Origin of the sequence: Pseudorhizobium banfieldiae, assembly GCF_000967425.1 — a bacterium.
Classification (GTDB): Bacteria; Pseudomonadota; Alphaproteobacteria; order Rhizobiales; family Rhizobiaceae; genus Neorhizobium; species Neorhizobium banfieldiae.
In genome coordinates this window covers 2,595,219-2,611,125 of the sequence record NZ_FO082820.1, presented here as the reverse complement: position 1 = coordinate 2,611,125, position 15,907 = coordinate 2,595,219, and the positions used below count along the sequence as shown (strand labels likewise).

The following is a 15,907-nucleotide window of genomic DNA, read 5'->3' as shown; positions in this document are numbered from 1 at the left end:
GATGGCGCTCGTCAAGAACCGCCGACGCGAGCGCGGCGTCGACTACTGGCCGGGTTTTGTCGATGCCCTGTCGACCCTGCTGCTGGCCATCATGTTCCTGCTTACCGTCTTCGTGCTGGCGCAGTTCCTGCTCAGCCGCGAGATCACCGGACGCGACGAGGTGCTGAACCGGCTGAACAGCCAGATTGCGGAACTCACCGAGCTTCTGGCCCTGGAGAAGGGAAATGCGCAGGATCTCGAGGACACGCTCGCCAACCTGCAGTCCTCGCTGGCGAGTTCCGAGAGCGAGAGGTCTCGCCTGCAGGCGCTGCTCGACCAGGGTGCCGGCACGAGCGACGCCGCGAATGCGCGGATCGGCCAGCTGACACAGGATCTCAACGAGGAACAGCAGGTCAGCGCGCGGGCGATGAGCCAGATCGAGCTTCTGAACCAGCAGATCGCCGCCTTGCGGGCGCAGATTGCGGCGGTGGAGCAGGCGCTGCAGGCTTCGGAGGCGAAGGACCAGGCATCACAGGCGCAGATCGCCGACCTCGGCCGACGTCTGAACGTGGCGCTGGCGCAGCGGGTGCAGGAGCTCAACCGCTATCGCTCAGACTTCTTTGGGCGTCTGCGCGAAATCCTCTCCGACCGCGAGAACATCCGCATCGTCGGCGACCGTTTCGTCTTCCAGTCTGAAGTCCTGTTTCCAGTCGGCGGAAGCGAATTGGACGAGGCGGGTCGTGCGGAAATGGCCAAGCTTGCCGAAGCGCTTCTCGATCTTGCCAAGGAGATACCGGCGGAGATCAACTGGGTCCTGCGCGTCGATGGCCACACCGACAACGCGCCGCTTTCCGGCACGGGGCGCTATCGCGACAACTGGGAGCTATCGTCGGCGCGTGCGACGTCCGTAGTGAAATACCTGATCGAGCAGGGCGTGCCGGCCAACCGGCTGGTGGCTGCCGGTTTCGGTGAGTTCCAGCCGATAGCGGAGGGCGATGCCCCGGAGGCTCGAAACCAGAACCGGCGCATCGAGCTCAAGCTAACGGAGCGCTGACGGCCTCGCGATCGATGTCGTGGAACTGCAGCCGCGCCAGCCGGGCATAAAGGCCGCCCTTGGCCACGAGGCTTTGATGCGTTCCTTCCTCGACGATCCGGCCCTCGTCCATGACGAGGATGCGGTCCGCCTTCAGGACGGTCGCAAGGCGGTGGGCGATCACCAGTGTCGTCCGCTCCTTCATCAGCCCGTCGAGCGCCTTCTGCACCAGTGTCTCGCTTTCGGCGTCAAGGGCAGAGGTTGCCTCGTCGAGGAGCAGGACCGGCGCGTCGCGCAGGATGGCGCGGGCGATGGCAATGCGCTGCCGCTGCCCTCCGGAGAGGGTGACGCCGCGCTCGCCGGCAAGCGTGTCATAGCCGCTGTCGAGCCTCTCGATGAATTCGTGTGCCTGCGCAGCAATGGCGGCGGCACGCACGGCGTCCCGGCTGACGCCGGTGCTGCCAAAGGCGATGTTGTCGTGGATGGAGGCGGCAAAAATCGTCACGTCCTGCGGTACGAGCGCGAGACGGCTGCGGATGTCGGAGAGCGACGCCTCCCTCAGGTCGATACCGTCCAGGCGTATGGTTCCGGAGACGGGATCGTAGAAGCGCAGCAGAAGAGAGAATATCGTGCTCTTGCCGGCGCCGGAAGGGCCGACGATCGCGACCGTCTCGCCGGGGCGGACATCGAGCGAGAGCCCGTTCAGCGTCACGCTGTTCTCGCGGGAGGGGTAGGCGAAGGAGACGTTCTCGAAGGTGACGGCACCGCGCGGCGGCCTCGGCAGGGGGATGGGCGAGGCAGGCTCGCAGACCGCCGGGATCTCGTGCAGCAGTTCCGTCAGGCGTTCGGCGGCGCCGCCGGCCTGTGAAAGTTCGCCCCAGACTTCCGACAACTGGCCAAGCGCGCTTGCGGCAATCACCGAGTAGAGGACGAACTGGCCAAGCGTCCCTGCCGTCATCGTACCGGCCAGCACATTCTGGGCGCCGTACCACAACACGCCGACAATGCTGCCGAATACCATGAAGATCGCAAAGCCGGTCAGAAGCGCCCGCGAGCGGATCGCGGCCCGGGCCGCGGCGAATGCATCCTCGACGGTAGCGGCATAGCGGGCGGTGGCGGCGGCCTCGCCGTTGAAGGCCTGGACCGTTCGGGTCGCGCCGATCGTCTCGGATGCGAAGGCGGAGGTGCGGGCGAGTGTATCCTGTGCAGCGCGCGAGCGCTTGCGGACGGAGCGCCCGAAGGCGACCAGCGGGAAGACGATGACCGGAATGGCGCCGAGAGCGAGCCCCGAGAGCTGCGGGCTCGTGTAGATCATCATGGCCATCGCCCCGAGACAGAGGATGGTGTTGCGCAGCGCCTGAGAGGCCGCCGATCCGAAAGCGGACTTGATCTGGGTGGTGTCGGCGATAAGGCGCGAGACGATCTCGCCAGACTGGTTGACGTCGAAAAAGGCCGGCGAAAGGCTGGTGACGCGCGCGAAGACGTCGCGGCGAAGATCCGCAACCACACGTTCTCCCACTGTGATCACGAAATAGTAGCGAAGCGCGCTCGCCAGTGCGAGAAGCGTGGCCAGCCCGAGCAGCATGCCGAAGTAGTTGTTGATGAAGCTGCCGTCGGCGGCGGCGAAGCCGTGATCCACCATACGCCGGACTGCGAGTGGAAGGGCAAGGGTTGTTGCGGCGGAAAGGACGAGGGCGAAGAGGGCCCCCATGACGAGGCCGCGATAGCGGGACAGATAGGGAAGAAGCCTTGCCAGCGGTCGGATCGCCTTGCCTTTCGGCTGTCTGTCTTCTGAATACGCCACTTTACCCCCAGAGCGATCGGACTCTTTTCTGAGACCGGCGCCACTTGTGCTTCCGGCGCCCTTCCTGTATAGGCTCCGCATCGAATTGGGAAGCCGTGGCCAGCCGGTCTGCGGCTTCATTTATTGAAGAGGGTCTGCGATCGCAATTGCGACATATGGACCTCGCAGCGCAGGATTATCGACATGAAGGCTGACATCCATCCGCAATACCACACGATCAAGGTCGTCATGACCGACGGCACCGAGTACGAAACCCGCTCGACCTGGGGTTCGGAAGGCGCCACCATGAACCTTGAAATCGATCCGAAGTCGCACCCGGCCTGGACCGGCGGCAACCAGCAGCTCATGGACCGCGGCGGCCGCGTTTCCAAGTTCAACAAGCGCTTCGGCGGCCTCGGCCTCTAAGCCTTGTGCTGAATCAGTTTTGAAAGACCCGGCTCCGGCCGGGTTTTTTTGTGCCCAGCGGTTGGCGCAAAACAAAAAAAGGCGGGCCATAACCCGCCTTTCGCGAAAGCGTCAGTATTTTCAGGCGCCGAAGGCTGTGTGCAGCAGGTTCAACTGGGCACGAACGCCATTCTCGTTGCTCGGCACTGGGGCGTCGCCCGGGCGGTAAATTTCACGATCGAGCAGGGCGACGCGATTCTGCAATCGCAGCGAACGCTCGACAAGGTCACGGAAGCCTTCGGGCAGGTCGAGCCAGCCCGGCGCGTTCTTGTCGACGTTGAAGCCATCGAGGCGGACCTTGTTCTTTTCGGCAAGGACCTGATCGCGGCTCATCTCGCCATTGTTGACGGCGCGCTGCAGCAGGAGCCACGAGGCCATCTGCATCAGGCGGGTGGTCAGGCGCATGGATTCGGCTGCGTAGAGGACCGAAGCCACACGCGGCAGGACCTTGGAGGCGGCGCGACCGGGGCCATCGAGGTAGCTCGCGGTCTCTTCGACCAGCGACATGCCCTCGGTATATAGCGCCTTGAACTGCGACGAGGCTGCGGCGCGGCCTGCGAAGTTGACAGTGTTCAATCCGTGTTCGGACATCGAAATCATCCTGCTAACGCATCACAATACAGGCAATGACCGCGGGAAAGGAAAGTTCCCTGGCGCCTCTTCTCGAAGTTAAGATGGGGTTTATAGCGGGAAACCGCAAGGCGTTTCTTAAGGAAGGGTTAATACCCACACCTTTGCTTGGAACGCCAAAAAGAAGAGCCGCGAAAGCGGCTCTCAAGGTAAAACAGGGAGAAAGTCAGACCTATTCGCCACGCGGTGAAACCGTCTGAATCCAGGAAGCCCGGATGTTCATCATCCTCTACGTTAATGATTAACATCCGGTTAAAGAAAGAAAGGATTCAGGATAAAGTCCCGTTCCTGCACATCAGGAGCGGAAGAAACTGTCCGCAGCGCGTCGGCCGGCTGCTTTCTTCTGCTTTTCCGCCTCCAGGCGACGGATTTCGTCCTGCAGGAGTGCAATTCGCCTGTCGAGTTCATCGGCCGACAGGGCGTCCAGTTCGCAACCGATCTCGTGGGAAACCGGCTTCTTCGGTCTGTCGTCATCCATGAAGCTCATGACGCTGTCCTCTCCTGATCCTGATCACTGCCGCCTTCGGCCGCACGAGGATTAAGCAGCAGGCTCTCCGGAGTCGTCAAGGAAGGCGCAAGTGCCGGCGAGCCGGCATAGCTGTCGCGTTCCTCCACCGGTACCGGCGCCCTGATCCGGCTTCTGAAGATCGCATAGGCGGTCACCAGGATATGGGAAAGCGCGGTGACGGCGAAGAGCGCGTGGGGGCCGAGCCAGGTCATGACCGGACCGCCGAGGGACGGCCCGATTATCGTGCCCACTCCGTAGAGGAGGAGCAGACCACCGGAAATCTTCACGAAATCTTCGGACGAGGCATGGTCGTTCGCATGGGCGACAGCAATGGGATAAAGTGCGTTGGCCGCCGCTCCATAGAGGCTGACAAGGATCAGGATCATGTAGACGTTTGCGGGCTGGAAGACGCTCAATCCTACGCCGGCGACCGCTCCAAGGCCTGCCAGGCCTGCGAGGACATATCGGCGGTCCATGCGGTCCGACAGGCGGCCCGCAGGGAACTGCGCCACGGCACCGGCCAGGATCGTGACACTGACCATGATTGCGATCATGTCTTCCGTCAGTCCGGCGCGGGCACCGAAAACCGCCACCAGCGTGCCATAGGCGCCATTGGCGGTTCCGATCAGCAGGATGGCGATGAAGGAAACGGGCGAGTTCCGGTAAAGGCCCTTGAGGTCAAGCCGCACGCGCTTCAGGGGCTGTGGTGACGCTGCCCTCGATACGGCTGTCGGGATGATCGCAAGGCAGTAGAGGATGCCGCAGATCATGAACAGGATGGGTGTCGACACGTCTGCAAAGGGCACCATCATCTGCCCGCCGACCACACCGAACAGGGTGATCGAGATATAGAAGGAGAAGATCGCCCCCCGGCTCTCGTTCGTGGCGCGCTCGTTCAGCCAGCTTTCGATGATCATCGAGGTGCCGGCGGTGCAGAAGCCGGTAACGGCACGCAGGATCAGCCAGGCCGTCTGGTCGACGAGGATGCCGGTGAGCAGGACGTTGAGGCATATGAGGGCCCCGAAACCCGCAAACGCACGCACATGGCCGATGCGGCGCACGAGGTTCGGAGCGACGAAGCAGCCGACGACGAAACCCGTCGCCCAGGTGGTGCCGATCAGGCCGAGGATCTCGTTCGAATAGCCTTCGGCCGAGCCGCGGACCGGGAGCAGCAGACCCTGCAGCCCGTTGCCGAGGAACAGGAAGAGCGTGCTCGTCAGGAGCGCCAGAATGGGGAGGAGATTACGTCGCATCGTTCATGACCAGCTTCTTCCATCCAGCAGGCTTCGGGAGGGACAGGGGATTATATGTTGCGTCTGCCGTCAATCGAGGATTAACGGGCGGTGACAACGTTCCGGCATAGCCGATTCGGTGCTGCGCATTGGTGGCCAGCAAAGATGACCAGCCTGTGACGGAGCTGGTGCTTGGGAGATATTCAATGACGAAGGCGATCGGTCTCCTTCTGCTGCTAGCCATGCTGGTCCATATCATCAGGCCGCTCGGGCTGCCGGGGCTGAGGCGCAGAGCCGATTTCTGGAAGATCGCCGTGGCTGCGATCGTGATCTGGGCCGTGACCCTGCTGGCGAGGGACCTGACCTAGCCGCTTCCTGGATCGATCACGGAAAAGGCCGCGCCGATGACGGCGCGGCCTATGATATGTGCGGGTGGTCCGCCAAGAAGCCTTCGCATTCCTGCCGCTGGCTTCGGCCTGGCCTCAGGCCTTGTTGACGCTTGCGGCGTAGATCTGATCGATCGTTTCGGCCAGGCTGGAATTAAACTCCGCGTCACTCATGGAAACGCGCAGCTTTTCCGTCAGCGCGCGTGAGAAGCTGGCGATCATGCCACGGTTATGGCTCAGCTTCTCACAGGCGTCCGCGGTGGTGTAGCCGCCGGAAAGGGCAACGACGCGGATCACCGACTTGTGGGCGATGAGCGGCGCGTAGAAATCCGCCACCGTCGGGATCGTCAGCTTCAGCATGACGTTCTCACCCGTCGGGAGCTTGTCGAGCTGCTGCGCGATCTCATCTCGCAGGATCGCCTCGGCCTCTTCCTTCGTCGGGCTCTTGATCGAGACTTCAGGCTCGATGATCGGCACGAGGCCCTGGCCGATGATCTGGCGACCCACCTCGAACTGCTGCTTCACCACGGCGGCGATTCCTGCCTTGTCGGCTTCCGCAATCACCGAGCGCATCTTGGTACCGAAGATGCCCTTCTCGCGACCGCGGACCAGGAGCGCATCAAGATCAGGCATGGCCTTCATCATCTGGACGCCGTTCTGCTCCGCCTCCAGGCCCTTGTCGACCTTGAGGAACGGAACGACGCCGCGCTTTTCCCAGAGGTAGGAGGGGACGGGCTGCCCGTCGACGTCACCATCCATGGTGCGTTCGAACAGGATAGCGCCGATGACCTTGTCCCCGGTAAAGGCGGGCGCGCTCATGATGCGGACGCGCATGGCATGCATCAGGCGGAACATCTCTTCGTCGCCCTGGTAGTCGGATTCCGAGATGCCGTAGAGGCTCAGGGCCTTCGGAGTCGAGCCACCGCTCTGGTCGAGAGCCGCGATGAAGCCCGGTGCCGAGCTGATCTTTCCCAACATCTTCGCGTCGACCATATCTTACTCCTATCCCAAAACGGCGCCATACGCGCACATCGCTGTTTTTGTTTTCCGTAAACCGTGATCGGGCGATATCAGAAGTTGCGTGAGAGGCAAATCCCGGTCTAATTGTTTGAAACGATTGAAATTATTTCAATCGTTTAAAATCTCTAAATGTTTTAAACGTGGTTGATGAAGGCGCGCTGGCCCCTAGCTTACGCGCTTTCAATGCTTCTCTTACTTCGCGAGCACCGCGACGCCCGGAAGCTCCTTGCCTTCCATCCACTCGAGGAAGGCGCCGCCCGCCGTCGAGATATAGGTGAAGTCGTCTGCGACGCCGGCGTGGTTCAGGGCAGCGACCGTATCGCCGCCACCAGCGATCGACACGAGCCTGCCGGACCGCGTCTCCTCCGCAGCGTGACGGGCAGCCGCGACAGTTGCCCTGTCGAAGGGCGCGATCTCGAATGCCCCAAGCGGCCCGTTCCAGACCAGCGTCTGCGCCTTGGAGATCCAGTCATTGACCTTCTCGATGGACTCCGGTCCCACGTCCAGCACCATCGCATCGGCCGGGATTGCGTCGATGGCCACCACTTCGCTCTCGGCGTCCGCCTTGAACTCCCGGGCGATGACACCGTCTACCGGCAGGACGATGGCGCAGCCGGAGGCTTCCGCTTCTGCCATGATGTTGTTCGCGGTCGTCGCAAGATCGTGCTCGCACAGCGACTTGCCGACGGAAACGCCGCGGGCGGCCAGGAAGGTGTTCGCCATGCCGCCGCCGATGACCAGCGCGTCCACCTTCTTCACGAGGTTCATCAGGAGGTCGATCTTGGTGGACACCTTGGCGCCGCCGACGATCGCGACCACGGGACGGGCGGGGTTGCCGAGGCCCTTTTCGAGAGCCTCGAGCTCCGCCTGCATCGTGCGCCCGGCATAGGAGGGCAGGTGATGGGCCAGACCCTCGGTCGATGCGTGGGCGCGATGGGCGGCGGAAAAGGCGTCGTTGACGTAGATGTCCCCGTTCTTCGCGAGTGCCGCGGTGAAGTCGGGATCGTTCTTCTCCTCGCCCTTGTGAAAGCGCGTGTTTTCGAGGAGCAGGATATCGCCGTTGTTCATCGCGGAGATGGCCTCCTCGGCTGGCGCTCCGATGCAGTCGGAGGCAAAGAAGACGGCGTGGTCCAGAACCTGTTCTACCGCCGACGAGATTACCGACAAGGACATATCTGGGACCACTGCTCCCTTGGGACGGCCGAAATGCGCGAGCAGGATCACCTTGGCCCCCTTGTCGGAGAGCTCACGGATTGTCGGCGCGACGCGCTCGATACGGGTTGCATCGGTCACTTCACCGTCTGCAACCGGAACATTGAGATCGACGCGCAGGAGCACACGCTTCCCGGCAATGTCGGTGAGGTCGTCAAGAGTCTTGAAAGCAGGCATGGATGATCCTCGTAGGCACTGGGTCGCGACGGACCATACTATTCCTGATCCGTCGCGCAAGGCATTGAGCCGCAGCGCCGTCGCGCCTTAGTGACTCTCCTCGCCGCGATGGCCTGCCTCCGGCGGCTTGGCCGATTTGCCGCGATACTGCCGGAGCCGATCGCGGATTCGGTGGGCGATCTCGCGCATGTTGATGAACACGGGCAGGGCCGTGGCCGGTTCTACCGGCTCGAGGGAAACGCCGACGCTCTTGATGGCGTCCTGTTCGTCGAGATCCCGCACGATCAGCACCACGGATCCGAAGCGGACCCGGTCGGCATATTCCGCTCTTCCCCCGAGCCGATGCGTCAGGAGATCCGCGATGGTCATGTGCTGCTCGGTCGGGGACAGAAGGCCTGGCCCATAGGCGGCATCCAGTTCCTTGGCGGGTCGGGACGGCGAAATCGAGAAGGCGCCGAAGAAATCCTCGTCGTCCTCTTCCACCGGTGCGCGACTGGCAAAAAGGCGGTCCAGCAAGCGGATGTAGTTCGGCGTGACGAACAGGTAGACCTGGTCACCCTCCTGCAGGCGGCCCGCGTACTGATAGCGCATGCTGCGACCGTCGCGGATGACGAGCGACGGCATGGCCCAGCGCGGGATCCGTTCGCCCCGCAGGACAGGGCTCTCTTTCATAACTCGATATGAAATGAGTTCATGGGTCGACTTGCCCGGCAGGTCGAGCTCGATCTTGTCGACCTCGCCCATGCGCGGCGGAATGATCAGCCCGAGCTTGCGCGCCACGGGCTTGATGGTCCAGCCCTGCAGAACCAGCGAGACCATGACGATGATGAAGGCAGTGTTGAAGAACAGGAGGCCGTTTTCCATGCCGCCGAGCAGCGGCAGGATGGCGAGGAGGATCGAGACCGCGCCGCGCAAGCCTACCCAGGCCACGAAGCCCGTCTCCTGCTGCGTCATCTGGAAGGGCAGGAGGCTCAGCCAGACTGCCAGCGGGCGGGCGATGAAGACCAGGAAGAGCCCGAGGAGTATCGCCGGGATGGCGATTGAGGGGAACTGAGAGGGGGTGGCAAGCAGTCCGAGTACGATGAACATGATGATCTGGGCAAGCCAGGTCAGTCCGGCGTGGAAGCGAGCGATGGCTTCCCGCGCGAAGATCTTGCGGTTGCCGGAATAAATGCCAGCGACATAGACGGCCAGGAAGCCGCTGCCGCCGATCGCGCCCGTGAAGGCGAAGACGAGAAGGCCGAGGGCGAGCGCGAAGATGGGTGCGAGGCTGCGGTCGGAGGTAAAGCGGTTGAGGATCCAGACGATCATCATGCCGCCCAGCAGGCCGAAGATCAGGCCGAGCGCCATCTGCTCTATGAACAGCATCAGGAAGTCTGCGTTGAGGCCGGAGATGCCTTCCCCACTGGCTAGCACCTCGACAAGTGCAATCGTCAGGAAGATCGCCATGGGGTCGTTGGTGCCGGATTCCACTTCCAGCGTAGACCGGACCTGGTCGCGGATGTTGATGCCGCCGATGCGCAGCAGGAAGAAGACAGCCGCCGCATCGGTAGAACCGACGATGGAGCCGAGCAGAAGGCCCTCTAGCCAAGTGAGGTCGAGCAGCAGCATGGCGCCGAATGCGAAGAGCGAGGCGGTCAGGACCACGCCTATCGAGGCAAGGGTGAGCGCAGGCCATGCGGCGACGCGGAAGGAGTGAACCGATGTCCCGAAGCCCGAATCGAACAGGATGACTGCGAGCGCAAGCGACCCCAGCATGTAGGCAAACGCGAAGTTGTCGAAGGAAATGCCGAGACCGTCGACGCCGGCTATGAGGCCGATCGACAGAAAGACAAGCAGCAGCGGCGCACCGAAGCGGAAGGCAATCAAGCTGGAGAAGGCGGCGACCAGCACGAGGATCGTGCCCACCAGCAAGAGTATATAGAATGCCTCCACCATCTTCGCCTTCACCCCTTTCCGTACGGCTCACGTCCCGCTTGCACCGTCACTGACGGCGCGCGCCTGAGCCACCAAGCAGCATATTGTCGTGGATTTTCCGTGAACGGAAAGAATCGTACCAGCAATAGATAAGGCGGGAACAAATCCGGCAACAGAAGGGCGGGCAAAAGAAAAAGCGGCGAACCGGTGCCGGTCGCCGCTTTCCGTAATCTCGATCTATGGCGAGCCTAGATGAGCTTGCCCATGGCAACAGCCGTATCGGACATGCGGTTGGAGAAGCCCCACTCGTTGTCGTACCAGGTGAGGATACGCACGAGGTTGCCTTCCAGAACCTTGGTCTGGTCAGCCGCGAAGTTCGAAGAATGGGCATCGTGGTTGAAGTCGATCGAAACCAGCGGCCCGGTGACGTAATCGAGGATGCCCTTCAGCTCGCCTTCGGCGGCAGCCTTGATCGCCTCGTTGACTTCTTCCTTGGTGACGTTGCGCGACGGGATGAACTTCAGGTCGACGACCGAGACGTTCGGGGTGGGCACGCGGATCGCCGAGCCGTCGAGCTTGCCCTTCAGTTCCGGCAGGACGAGGCCGACAGCCTTGGCGGCACCCGTGGACGTCGGGATCATCGACAGGGCCGCGGCGCGGGCGCGGTAGAGATCCTTGTGCATGGTGTCGAGCGTCGGCTGGTCACCCGTGTAGGAGTGAACCGTCGTCATGTAGCCCTTCTCGATGCCGAATGCCTTGTGCAGGACATAGGCGACAGGTGCCAGGCAGTTGGTCGTGCAGGACGCGTTGGAAACGACGAGGTCGTCCTTCGTCAGCGTGTCGTGGTTGACGCCGTAGACGATGGTCTTGTCCGCGCCGTCCGCCGGGGCCGAGACGAGGACCCGCTTCGAACCGTTGGAGAGGTGGAGCGAGGCCTTCTCCTTGGAGGTGAAGATGCCGGTGCACTCCATGGCGATGTCGACATCACCCCAGGGCAGTTCCTTCGGGTCCTTGACCGCGGTCACCTTGATCGGCTTGCCGCCGCCGACGACGATCGTGTCACCTTCCACCCGCACCTCGGCCGGAAACTTGCCGTGCACGCTGTCATAGCGCAGCAGGTGGGCGTTGGTCTCGACCGGGCCCAGATCGTTGATGGCCACGACTTCGATGTCGGTGCGGCCGGATTCCTGGATCGCGCGCAGGACGTTGCGGCCGATGCGGCCAAAACCGTTGATGCCCACTTTCACTGTCATTTCACATACTCCCGTCTGACTGTCGTAACGTATGGTTCAACCTTGCTGACGCGAAGGAACGGCTTCAGGAAAGTCGCTTCTCGGCCGCCGCCACCACGGCTTCCGCCGTTATGCCGAAATGCTTGTAGAGATCCTTGCCCGGCGCGGATGCCCCGAAGGACTTCATGCCGATGAAGATGCCGTCGGAACCGATCAGGGCATCCCAGCCTTCCCGGACAGCCGCCTCCACGGCGATCTTGACCGGCGAGGTTCCGATGATCGCCTCGCGATAATCGTCGGGCTGTTCCATGAACAGTTCCACACAGGGCACCGAGACAACACGGGTCGCGACGCCCTTCTGATTGAGTTGTCCGGCAGCCTTGACGGCGATCTCGACCTCGGAACCCGATGCAAAGATCGTCACTTTGGCATCGCTGGCCGAGATCAGGTCGTAGGCGCCATAGGCGCAGAGGTTCTTTTCCTCGTAGTCTTGGCGGACGGGCGTCAGGTTCTGGCGCGTCAGGGCCAGACCGGACGGACGCTTCTTTTCCTTCAGCGCGAGCTGCCAGCATTCGGCGGTCTCGGTTTCGTCGGCCGGACGGAAGAGGAGCAGGTTCGGGATCGCCCGCAGCGACGCGAGATGCTCGATCGGCTGGTGGGTCGGGCCGTCTTCGCCGACGCCGATGGAATCATGCGTCCACACGTGAACGACGCGGATGCCCATGAGGGCGGCCAGACGCACGGAGGGCCGGCAATAATCCGAGAAGATCAGGAAGCCGCCACCATAGGGGATCAGGCCTCCGTGCAGGGCAATACCGTTCATTGCCGCGGCCATGCCGTGTTCGCGGATGCCGTAGTGGATATAGCGTCCCGAGAAATCGGTCGGCGTGATCGCCTTCATCTGGCTGGTCTTGGTGTTGTTCGACGGCGTCAGGTCGGCGGACCCGCCCAAGACTTCGGGCAGAAGCCCGTTGACGACTTCGAGAACATCTTCCGACGCCTTGCGAGTGGCCACCGTCGGATTGTTTTCAGCAAGCTTTTTCTTGAAGGTATCGATCGTGCTGTCGAAGCTTCCCGGCAGGTCGCCGGCGAAACGACGGACGAACTCTGCGCGCTTTTCGGTTGGGGAGGCCGCGAGGCGCTCCTCCCATTCCTTGCGAACCTTGGTGGAGCGCAGCCCGGCGAGGCGCCATGCGTCGAGGACGTCGGCCGGGACGTTGAAGGCGTCCGCCTCCCATCCCAGCGACTTGCGCGCGGCGGCGATCTCTTCGGCGCCGAGCGGGCTGCCATGCACCTTGTGCGACCCCTGCTTGTTGGGCGCGCCAAAGCCGATCACGGTCTTGCAGGCAATGAGGGTCGGCTTGTCTGAGATCTGGGCCGCCTCGATGGCTGCACCGATGGCGTCCGGATCGTGGCCGTCGACCTGGATCGTGTTCCAGTTGACCGCCTTGAAGCGGGCGATCTGGTCGGTGGAATCCGACAGTGAGACGGCACCGTCGATGGTGATGGAATTGTCGTCCCAGAAGACGATGAGCTTGTTGAGCTTCAGGTGCCCGGCAAGCGCGATAGCCTCCTGGCTGATCCCCTCCATCAGGCAGCCGTCGCCGGCAAGCACATAGGTGTGGTGATCCTGAAGTTCTGGGCCAAATTCCTCGGCCAGCTTGCGCTCGGCGATCGCCATGCCGACGGCATTGGCCAGTCCTTGCCCAAGCGGACCGGTGGTGGTCTCGATCCCCGAGATATGGCCGTATTCGGGATGGCCGGCCGTCTTGGAACCAAGCTGGCGGAATTCCTTGAGGTCGTCGATGGTGATGTCGTCGTAGCCCGTCAGGTAGAGCAGGGAATAAAGGAGCATCGACCCATGGCCCGCCGACAGCACGAAACGATCGCGGTCGGGCCAGAGCGGGTTCTTCGGGTCGAAGTTCATGTAGCGGGTGAACAGGACGGTCGCGACGTCAGCGGCGCCCATGGGCAGGCCCGGATGGCCGGAATTGGCCTTCTCGACTGCATCCATGGAGAGGAAGCGGATCGCGTTCGCCATCCGATTGTGTTTTTCGCGAGAGATCATGGCTATTCCGCTGTTTCCGGGTGTCGTTCACGGTCCTGACGGGGACCGGATGAAAGCGGGCTGATCCTTAGCAGGTGCGCCGCACAAGTCAACAAACCCGGCACTCCCAGGATGCCGCAGAGACCGGCGATCGTAAGTCCCGCAAGGGCTTCGCGACCAGTATCACTGGTTCCAGCGTACTCGACGATTCACAGGATTGACGCGCACCAGGTCGCGGTTTTGTTGACCCCTCGGGTCGGCAAGAATAGGCTGACGACATTCTCGGCAGATGACGCCGTTCCGAGTCGGCGCATGGGCCATATTCAACGGAAGACATGGATGCCGGCGGACAAGACGTTGGATCAGGCGCTCGCGGAACTGGCTGCTGTCATTGGCCGCCTGGAGAATGCGGTCGACATGCGCATCGAGCACCAGCGCCAGAACAGCGAGATCGAGGGCGAGGTGCGGCGGGTGCATGAGGACCGGGCGCGCCTGGCGCAGGAGCTCGACCAGTCGCAGTTCCGTGCGAACCGGCTGGAAGAGGTCAACCGCGAGGTCTCCCGTCGGCTCGTCACCGCAATGGAAACAATCCGCGCAGTTCTGGATCGCTGACGGCGCGACAGGGGAAGTGAGACATGGCCCAGGTGACGGTTACGATCGACGGCAAGGCCTACCGCATGGCCTGCGAGGAGGGGCAGGAAGACCACCTGACCGGGCTCGCGGCCAGTTTCGACCAATATGTGGGCCATCTGAAATGCCAGTTCGGCGAGATCGGTGACCTGCGGATCACGGTCATGGCCGGAATCATGGTCATGGATGAACTGTCCGAGCTGTCGCGCAAGGTGGCAAACCTGGAGGCGGAGGTGGAGAAGCTCAACTCTGCCCGGGCAGGCGCTCTGGAGGACCGCGACCAAAATGAGCAGGTCCTGGTGTCGACGCTCAGCGAACTGACCGGCCGACTGGACTCGCTGGCCGCCAAGCTGACGGGGCCGACGACTTCACTTAATTGAAACCGCGACGGCCACTGGCGCAAGGCCGGTTTTGCGCCTATATCTTGGATGCGGTCTGCGCCTCACGACAGGAACCACAATCCCTGGGGCCATACTCGATCCAAAGGGAGCTGTCCCTGACCAGGCCCGTGGGCTTGGACATATGGCGCCCACCTACGTTTGTAGGCACCCAGGATCGTAACTCTCCATCGGTTGCCGTGGATCGCACTTCTCTGATGTCTTTCTAGAACGCGCATGAACACGGGTGGCGGCCGTTTCGGGCAGGAGCGGCCATCCGCCGCGTTTCGCCATCAGACAGTTTCACCATCGCGGCCATGCCTGAAGGCACCTTCCGTCCGCAGGGCTTCCACCTCGCTGCGGAGCGCCCTGATTTCCGCCAGTATCGTAACCGTATCGTCGTGAAGAACCTGCCGGTCGGCGGAGGCGGAGGCTTCGGATTCCTGCTGCATGGCGGACACAATGACACCGATGAAAAGGTTCAGGACTGCGTAGGTAGACAGCAGGATGAACGGCACGAAGAAGGCCCAGGCCTGCGGATGGACCTCCATCACCGGTCTGACAATGCCCATGGACCAACTCTCCAAAGTCATCACCTGGAAAAGGGTGTAGAGCGAAGCCGACAGGGTGCCGAACCAGTCGGGAAAGCTCTGACCGAAGAGGTTGGTGCCCATGACCGCGGCGACGTAGAACAGCATTGCCATCAGAACCAGGATCGAACTCATGCCGGGCAGGGCGGAGATGAGACCTCCGACCACCCGGCGCAGCGCCGGCATTGTCGAGATCAGCCGCAGCGCCCGCAGGATGCGCAGGGCACGGAGCACCTGGAACGGGCCAGTGGCGGGAATGAGTGCAATCGCCACGACCGAAAAGTCGAACAGACTCCAGGGATCGCGGAAGAACCGTGGACCAAACGCGTAGATGCGCAACACCAGTTCCACCACGAAGATGGCGAGGATCACGGCGTCGAGGAACTGCAGGACGGCTCCATAGGCCGCGACGATCCCGGGGTAAGTCATTAAACCCAGGACAATCGAGTTCAAAACGATGATGGTGATGATCACCTGTTCCCATAGCCGGGAGGCGAGCAGTCGGACGAGCGTTTCACGCATTTGCAATCTTCCCCTGAAATCGCGCAGATGAAGATGCCGGCGAGCTTATTTCGTCAAGGGCGTCTATGCCCGCTGCGGCCAGGATTGGCCTGGTAAATATACTATGGGTATCTGCGGCGATCGTCGTCTTTCCTGAGCCGCGCCCCAAAGGGTAAGAATGGCCTCTC

General features: G+C 62.4%; 15 protein-coding genes and 1 other RNA gene. 6 read left to right on the top strand and 10 right to left on the bottom strand.

Annotated elements, in window-relative coordinates:
- Window position 1 precedes the first annotated feature (1 nt).
- The gene (locus NT26_RS12895) at window positions 2-1,033 is read left to right on the top strand and encodes a peptidoglycan -binding protein (RefSeq protein ID WP_052639264.1); all 1,032 of its coding nucleotides are present in this window, start codon (window positions 2-4) and stop codon (window positions 1,031-1,033) included.
- Here the strand turns inward: NT26_RS12895 and NT26_RS12890 are convergent.
- A complete protein-coding gene (locus tag NT26_RS12890) occupies window positions 1,014-2,936 on the bottom strand; it encodes an ABC transporter transmembrane domain-containing protein (RefSeq protein WP_172974127.1) in 1,923 nt (640 codons plus the stop codon). The two genes, NT26_RS12895 and NT26_RS12890, sit on opposite strands and share 20 nt — an antisense overlap.
- A 63-nt stretch (window positions 2,937-2,999) precedes the next feature.
- Here NT26_RS12890 and rpmE point away from each other — a divergent pair, with 63 nt between their 5' ends.
- The gene (gene rpmE / locus NT26_RS12885; RefSeq protein WP_052639260.1) at window positions 3,000-3,221 is read left to right on the top strand and encodes a 50S ribosomal protein L31; all 222 of its coding nucleotides are present in this window, start codon (window positions 3,000-3,002) and stop codon (window positions 3,219-3,221) included.
- 120 nt (window positions 3,222-3,341) lie between these two features.
- Here the strand turns inward: rpmE and rcdA are convergent, their stop codons facing one another.
- The 3 genes from rcdA to NT26_RS12870 all read right to left on the bottom strand — a co-directional run bounded on the left by rcdA (window position 3,342) and on the right by NT26_RS12870 (window position 5,651).
- Window positions 3,342-3,851, bottom strand: a complete 510-nt coding sequence (gene rcdA / locus NT26_RS12880) for a protease adaptor protein RcdA (protein ID WP_052639258.1) — start codon at window positions 3,849-3,851, stop codon at window positions 3,342-3,344.
- A 334-nt stretch (window positions 3,852-4,185) separates the two neighbouring features.
- A complete protein-coding gene (locus NT26_RS12875; protein WP_052639256.1) occupies window positions 4,186-4,377 on the bottom strand; it encodes a DUF1192 domain-containing protein in 192 nt (63 codons plus the stop codon).
- Entirely contained in the window at window positions 4,374-5,651 is a 1,278-nt protein-coding gene (locus tag NT26_RS12870) for an MFS transporter (protein ID WP_052639254.1), read from the bottom strand. The genes NT26_RS12875 and NT26_RS12870 overlap by 4 nt, the downstream gene beginning before the upstream one ends.
- Before the next feature lie 185 nt (window positions 5,652-5,836).
- On the opposite strand from NT26_RS12870, the gene NT26_RS23010 reads away from it, so the two are divergent.
- Window positions 5,837-5,998, top strand: coding sequence for a hypothetical protein (locus NT26_RS23010; protein ID WP_172972456.1), 162 nt, complete (start codon window positions 5,837-5,839; stop codon window positions 5,996-5,998).
- 114 nt (window positions 5,999-6,112) lie between these two features.
- Here the strand turns inward: NT26_RS23010 and NT26_RS12865 are convergent, their stop codons facing one another.
- From NT26_RS12865 to tkt, 5 genes are all read right to left on the bottom strand, one after another.
- The gene (locus tag NT26_RS12865; protein ID WP_052639252.1) at window positions 6,113-7,009 is read right to left on the bottom strand and encodes a fructose bisphosphate aldolase; all 897 of its coding nucleotides are present in this window, start codon (window positions 7,007-7,009) and stop codon (window positions 6,113-6,115) included.
- 219 nt (window positions 7,010-7,228) lie between these two features.
- Window positions 7,229-8,425: a phosphoglycerate kinase gene (locus NT26_RS12860; RefSeq protein WP_052639250.1), complete on the bottom strand. Its 1,197-nt coding sequence runs from the start codon at window positions 8,423-8,425 to the stop codon at window positions 7,229-7,231.
- An 87-nt stretch (window positions 8,426-8,512) separates the two neighbouring features.
- Window positions 8,513-10,360, bottom strand: a complete 1,848-nt coding sequence (locus NT26_RS12855; protein ID WP_052642166.1) for a potassium/proton antiporter — start codon at window positions 10,358-10,360, stop codon at window positions 8,513-8,515.
- A 230-nt stretch (window positions 10,361-10,590) separates the two neighbouring features.
- The gene (gap, locus tag NT26_RS12850; RefSeq protein WP_052639248.1) at window positions 10,591-11,595 is read right to left on the bottom strand and encodes a type I glyceraldehyde-3-phosphate dehydrogenase; all 1,005 of its coding nucleotides are present in this window, start codon (window positions 11,593-11,595) and stop codon (window positions 10,591-10,593) included.
- 64 nt (window positions 11,596-11,659) lie between these two features.
- Entirely contained in the window at window positions 11,660-13,642 is a 1,983-nt protein-coding gene (gene tkt / locus NT26_RS12845) for a transketolase (protein ID WP_052639246.1), read from the bottom strand.
- 318 nt (window positions 13,643-13,960) lie between these two features.
- Between tkt and NT26_RS12840 the strand changes: the two genes are divergently transcribed.
- The 3 genes from NT26_RS12840 (at window position 13,961) to ssrS (ending at window position 14,839) form a co-directional block, all read left to right on the top strand.
- Window positions 13,961-14,233: a DUF4164 domain-containing protein gene (locus NT26_RS12840; protein WP_052639244.1), complete on the top strand. Its 273-nt coding sequence runs from the start codon at window positions 13,961-13,963 to the stop codon at window positions 14,231-14,233.
- 23 nt (window positions 14,234-14,256) lie between these two features.
- Window positions 14,257-14,631 carry a cell division protein ZapA gene (locus NT26_RS12835; protein WP_052639242.1) on the top strand — a complete coding sequence of 125 codons (375 nt, stop codon included), beginning with the start codon at window positions 14,257-14,259 and terminating at the stop codon, window positions 14,629-14,631.
- A gap of 49 nt (window positions 14,632-14,680) precedes the next feature.
- Window positions 14,681-14,839, top strand: a non-coding RNA gene (gene ssrS / locus NT26_RS22180) — 6S RNA.
- Between the two features lie 82 nt (window positions 14,840-14,921).
- On the opposite strand, the gene NT26_RS12830 is transcribed toward ssrS, so the two are convergent.
- Window positions 14,922-15,740 carry an ion transporter gene (locus NT26_RS12830; RefSeq protein WP_052639240.1) on the bottom strand — a complete coding sequence of 273 codons (819 nt, stop codon included), beginning with the start codon at window positions 15,738-15,740 and terminating at the stop codon, window positions 14,922-14,924.
- Window positions 15,741-15,907 lie beyond the last annotated feature (167 nt).

Excerpts from the sequence above, each read along its gene's own strand:
- NT26_RS12895 (WP_052639264.1), top strand. The coding sequence starts at position 2 with ATGGCGCTCGTCAAGAACCGCCGACGCGAGCGCGGCGTCGACTACTGG.
- NT26_RS12890 (WP_172974127.1), bottom strand. The coding sequence starts at position 2,936 with ATGAAGCCGCAGACCGGCTGGCCACGGCTTCCCAATTCGATGCGGAGC.
- rpmE (WP_052639260.1), top strand. The coding sequence starts at position 3,000 with ATGAAGGCTGACATCCATCCGCAATACCACACGATCAAGGTCGTCATG.
- rcdA (WP_052639258.1), bottom strand. The coding sequence starts at position 3,851 with ATGTCCGAACACGGATTGAACACTGTCAACTTCGCAGGCCGCGCCGCA.
- NT26_RS12875 (WP_052639256.1), bottom strand. The coding sequence starts at position 4,377 with ATGAGCTTCATGGATGACGACAGACCGAAGAAGCCGGTTTCCCACGAG.
- NT26_RS12870 (WP_052639254.1), bottom strand. The coding sequence starts at position 5,651 with ATGCGACGTAATCTCCTCCCCATTCTGGCGCTCCTGACGAGCACGCTC.
- NT26_RS23010 (WP_172972456.1), top strand. The coding sequence starts at position 5,837 with ATGACGAAGGCGATCGGTCTCCTTCTGCTGCTAGCCATGCTGGTCCAT.
- NT26_RS12865 (WP_052639252.1), bottom strand. The coding sequence starts at position 7,009 with ATGGTCGACGCGAAGATGTTGGGAAAGATCAGCTCGGCACCGGGCTTC.
- NT26_RS12860 (WP_052639250.1), bottom strand. The coding sequence starts at position 8,425 with ATGCCTGCTTTCAAGACTCTTGACGACCTCACCGACATTGCCGGGAAG.
- gap (WP_052639248.1), bottom strand. The coding sequence starts at position 11,595 with ATGACAGTGAAAGTGGGCATCAACGGTTTTGGCCGCATCGGCCGCAAC.
- tkt (WP_052639246.1), bottom strand. The coding sequence starts at position 13,642 with ATGATCTCTCGCGAAAAACACAATCGGATGGCGAACGCGATCCGCTTC.
- NT26_RS12840 (WP_052639244.1), top strand. The coding sequence starts at position 13,961 with ATGCCGGCGGACAAGACGTTGGATCAGGCGCTCGCGGAACTGGCTGCT.
- NT26_RS12835 (WP_052639242.1), top strand. The coding sequence starts at position 14,257 with ATGGCCCAGGTGACGGTTACGATCGACGGCAAGGCCTACCGCATGGCC.
- NT26_RS12830 (WP_052639240.1), bottom strand. The coding sequence starts at position 15,740 with ATGCGTGAAACGCTCGTCCGACTGCTCGCCTCCCGGCTATGGGAACAG.